The following is a 3935-nucleotide window of genomic DNA, read 5'->3' as shown; positions in this document are numbered from 1 at the left end:
TGGACCGTGTACGTCACCGGACGCTCGGCCGAGCGACTGCAGGCCACGGTCGACGCCGCGGCCGGCGCCTCCGGCCGGGTGCTCCCCCTCGAGTGCGACCACGGCCGGGACGACGAGATCGTCGCCGTCGTCGCCCGCATCGTCGCCGACACCGGGCGCCTGGACCTGCTGGTCAACAACGTGTGGGCCAACCCCAAGGGCTTCATGGGGTTCAACGGCACGTTCTGGGAGCGGCCCGCCGGCGACTGGGACGCCCTCATGGGCGTCGGTCTGCGCGCGCACTACGTCGCCAGCTGCGAGGCCGCCAAGGTGATGGTCCCGCAGGGGTCGGGCCTGATGGTCAACATCTCGTCCTTCGGGTCGCGCTCGCCGTTCCACACCGTGCTCTACGGGATGAGCAAGACCGCCCTGGACAAGATGGCCTCGGACATGGCGCACGAGCTCGTCGGGACCGGCGTGTCCACCCTGTCGCTGTGGCTCGGCCTCATCCGCACCGAACTCATCCTGTCGTTGGGGATGGACGACTTCAACGGCTTCCCCCTGGACCGGGCCGAGGACCCGACCTTCGTCGGCCGCGTGATCGCGGCACTGGCCGACGATCCGTCGCTGCCGGCGCTGAGCGGGTCCACGGTGATCACGGCCGAATACGGTCGCGAACACGGGGTGACGAACGACGACGGCGAGGTACCGCTGTCGCACCGGGGCGCCTTCGGCGGTGGTCCGCTCTTCCCGCCGGTGACGGACGAGCAGCTGGGGATCACGACGGTCGACGAGGTAGCCGAGGCCGGCGGGCACAACGGATTCGTGGGGAGGTGACGGTGTCTCCCCGAGGGATCGGCGAGTTCGACGACCCGCTGGAGCGCCTCGAACGCAACGAACGCCAGGCCAGCCAGGCCATCCGCTACGTCCTGCTGTCCGCCTCGGCCGTGGTCATCTTCGCGGTCGCGCTCGTCGCGGTGGGCGGCGGCATCGGCGAGGAGTGCACGGAACCCGGCGGCACGTGCCTGACCTCCGACCGGGTCGAGGTGGTGCTGCTGCCGCTTCTGCTGTCGGTGATCCTGTCCGTGACCGCGGGGGTCAAGACCTACCGGCGGTGGAAGCAGCACATCAGGTGGCGGCCGTGGCTGTTCGCCAGCTACGCCATGTGGATGATCACCACCACCTACCTGATCGGCTCGTCCTCGGCGGTGTTCGTGCAGGTGGGCTGACCCCTCCCCCCGACCGGGACCTCACACCGCCCGGTTCTCTCACCGCCCGGCCCTCACACCTCCCGGCCCTCTCACGGCACGATGTTGACCATCTTCCCCGGCACCACGATGACCTTCTTCGGGGTCGCCCCGGCGAGGTTGGCCTGCACTTTCTCGTCGGCCAGGGCCGCGGCCTCGACCTCGGCCGGTGAGGCGTCCGCCGCGACGGTGATGCGCGAGCGCACCTTGCCCTTGATCTGCACCGGGTACTCCACCGAGTCCTCGACCAGGTACGACTCGTCGTGCTCGGGGAACGGCCCGTGGGCCAGCGAGCCGGCGTGCCCGAGCCGCGACCACAGCTCCTCGGCCAGGTGCGGGGCGACGGGGGCCACCATGAGCACCAGTGGTTCGACGACCGACCGCGGCGCTCCCGGCCCCTCGGTCGGGTAGGCCTTGGTCAGGTGGTTGACGTACTCGATGAGCTTGGCGATCGCGGTGTTGTCGCGCAGCCCCGCGTAGTCGTCGCGGACCCCGGCGATGGCCTTGTGCAGCGCCTTGAGCACGTCCTGCGGCGGCTCCTCCTCGGTCACCCGGGCCTGTCCGGTCGACTCCTCGATCACCACGCGCCACAGCCGCTGCAGGAATCGGTGCGCCCCCACGACGTCCTTGGTGGCCCAGGGCCGTGAGGTGTCGAGCGGGCCCATGGACATCTCGTACACGCGCAGCGTGTCGGCGCCGTACTCGTCGCAGATCTCGTCGGGGGAGACGGAGTTCTTGAGCGACTTGCCCATCTTCCCGTACTCCTGGAACACCTCGGGAGCGTCGGGGGAGCCGTCGAGGTAGAACTTCCCGTCCCGCTCCTCTACATCTGCAGCGGGCACATAGACCCCGCGGGCATCGGTGTACGCGAACGCCTGGATATAGCCCTGGTTGAACAGCCTGCGGTAGGGCTCCTCGCTGGTCACGTGGCCGAGGTCGAACAGGACCTTGTGCCAGAACCGCGAGTAGAGCAGGTGCAGCACCGCGTGCTCGACTCCACCGACGTAGAGGTCCACTCCCCCGGGGTCGCCCTCGCCGTGGATCTCGGGCCGCGGCCCGGTCCAGTAGCGCTCGTTCTCCAGCGCGCACAGCTCGTCCGGGTTCGTGGGGTCGATGTACCGCAGCTGGTACCAGCTGGAGCCGGCCCAGTTGGGCATCACGTTGGCGTCGCGGGTGTAGGTCTGCACCCCGTCGCCGAGATCCAGCTCAACGGTCATCCACTCGGTGGCCTTGGCCAGCGGCGGGGAGGGCATCGAGTCGGCGTCGTCGGGGTCGAAGGACACGGGCTTGTAGTCCTCGACCTCGGGCAGTTCGACGGGCAACATCTCGTCGGGCAGCGCGTGCGGGACGCCGTCGGAGTCGTAGACCACGGGGAACGGCTCGCCCCAGTAGCGCTGGCGGGCGAAGAGCCAGTCCCGCAGCTTGTACTGGACGGTCCCCTCCCCCGTGCCCTCGCCCTCCAGCCAGGCGATGGTCGCGGCCTTGGCCTCGTCCACGCCCAGACCGTCGAGCGACAGCCCGCGCTCGTTGGTCGAGTTCACCGCCACGCCGTCACCCGCGTACGCCTCGGCCCGCACGTCCAGCTCGCGCCCGTCGGCCGGGGCCACCACCTGCACGATCGGCAGACCGAAGGCCGTGGCGAACTCGTGGTCCCGGGAGTCGTGGGCGGGCACGGCCATGATCGCCCCGGTGCCGTAACCCATCAGCACGTAGTCGGCCACAAACACCGGGACCTGCTCGCCGTTGACCGGGTTGACGGCGTAGGCACCGGTGAAGACGCCGGTCTTGTCCTTGTTCTCCTGGCGCTCCAGATCGGACTTGGTGGCGGCCCGGCGGCGGTACTCCCGCACGGCCTCGGCCGGCGAGGAGTGCCCGCCGGTCCAGCGCTCGTCCAACCCGCCGGCGGAGCCGCCCGCACCGCCCACCCCGCCGGGAGCGTCGCCCGCCTCAGGCCAGAACGGCCCGGCCAGCTCGTCGACCAGCGGATGCTCGGGCGAGAGCACCATGTAGGTGGCGCCGAACAGCGTGTCGGGGCGGGTGGTGAACACCTCGATGGACTTCTCCGCCACGGCGAAGCGGACGCGTGCGCCCTGCGAGCGGCCGATCCAGTTGCGCTGCATGGACTTGACCTTGTCGGTCCAGTCCAGACGGTCCAGGTCGTCGACCAGCCGATCGGCGTACGCGGTGATCCGCATCATCCACTGGGAGAGGTTCTTGCGGAACACGGGGAAGTTGCCGCGCTCGGAGCGCCCCTCGGCGGTGACCTCCTCGTTGGCCAGCACGGTGCCCAGCCCGGGGCACCAGTTGACCTGGGAGTCGGACAGATACACCAGCCGGTGCGAGTCGAGGACCTTCTCCTGCTCGGCCGCGGTCAGATCGGGCCACTCCCGTCCGGTGAACCCGGCCGGCAGCGGGCGGGCACCGGAGACGAACTGCTCGCGCAGCTCGGCGATGGGCCGGGCGCGGCCGGTGCGCGTGGGGTGCTCGCCGCCGTCGGTGGTGCGGGCGGGCGCGTCCGGGTCGTACCAGGCGCCGTGGATCTGCAGGAAGATCCACTGCGTCCAGCGGTAGAACTCGGTGTCGGTGGTGGCCACCACGCGCCTGCGGTCGTGGCCGAGCCCCAGGCGCCCGAGCTGGCGCTCCATGTTGACGATGTTGGCCTCGGTGGTGACCCGCGGGTGCTGGCCGGTCTGGACGGCGTACTGCTCG

At 70.4% G+C, this 3935-nt stretch carries 3 protein-coding genes; 2 read left to right on the top strand and 1 reads right to left on the bottom strand.

From position 1 onward, the window contains the following. Together G6021_RS06620 and G6021_RS06615 are read left to right on the top strand one after the other, a co-directional pair. The coding region (locus tag G6021_RS06620; RefSeq protein ID WP_182640898.1) for an SDR family NAD(P)-dependent oxidoreductase at nucleotides 1-816 on the top strand (816 nt) is incomplete at its 5' end. Continuing rightward, nucleotides 813-1208 carry a hypothetical protein gene (locus G6021_RS06615; RefSeq protein WP_346995241.1) on the top strand — a complete coding sequence of 132 codons (396 nt, stop codon included), beginning with the start codon at nucleotides 813-815 and terminating at the stop codon, nucleotides 1206-1208. The genes G6021_RS06620 and G6021_RS06615, both read left to right, overlap by 4 nt. Before the next feature lie 71 nt (nucleotides 1209-1279). On the opposite strand, the gene G6021_RS06610 is transcribed toward G6021_RS06615, so the two are convergent. Continuing rightward, the coding region (locus tag G6021_RS06610) for a class I tRNA ligase family protein (protein WP_182640897.1) at nucleotides 1280-3935 on the bottom strand (2656 nt) is incomplete at its 5' end.

The sequence above is a fragment of the Dietzia sp. CW19 genome (assembly GCF_014145265.1).
In the GTDB taxonomy this organism is placed as follows: domain Bacteria; phylum Actinomycetota; class Actinomycetes; order Mycobacteriales; family Mycobacteriaceae; genus Dietzia; species Dietzia natronolimnaea.
This window is presented reverse-complemented; position numbering and strand designations above follow the sequence as displayed.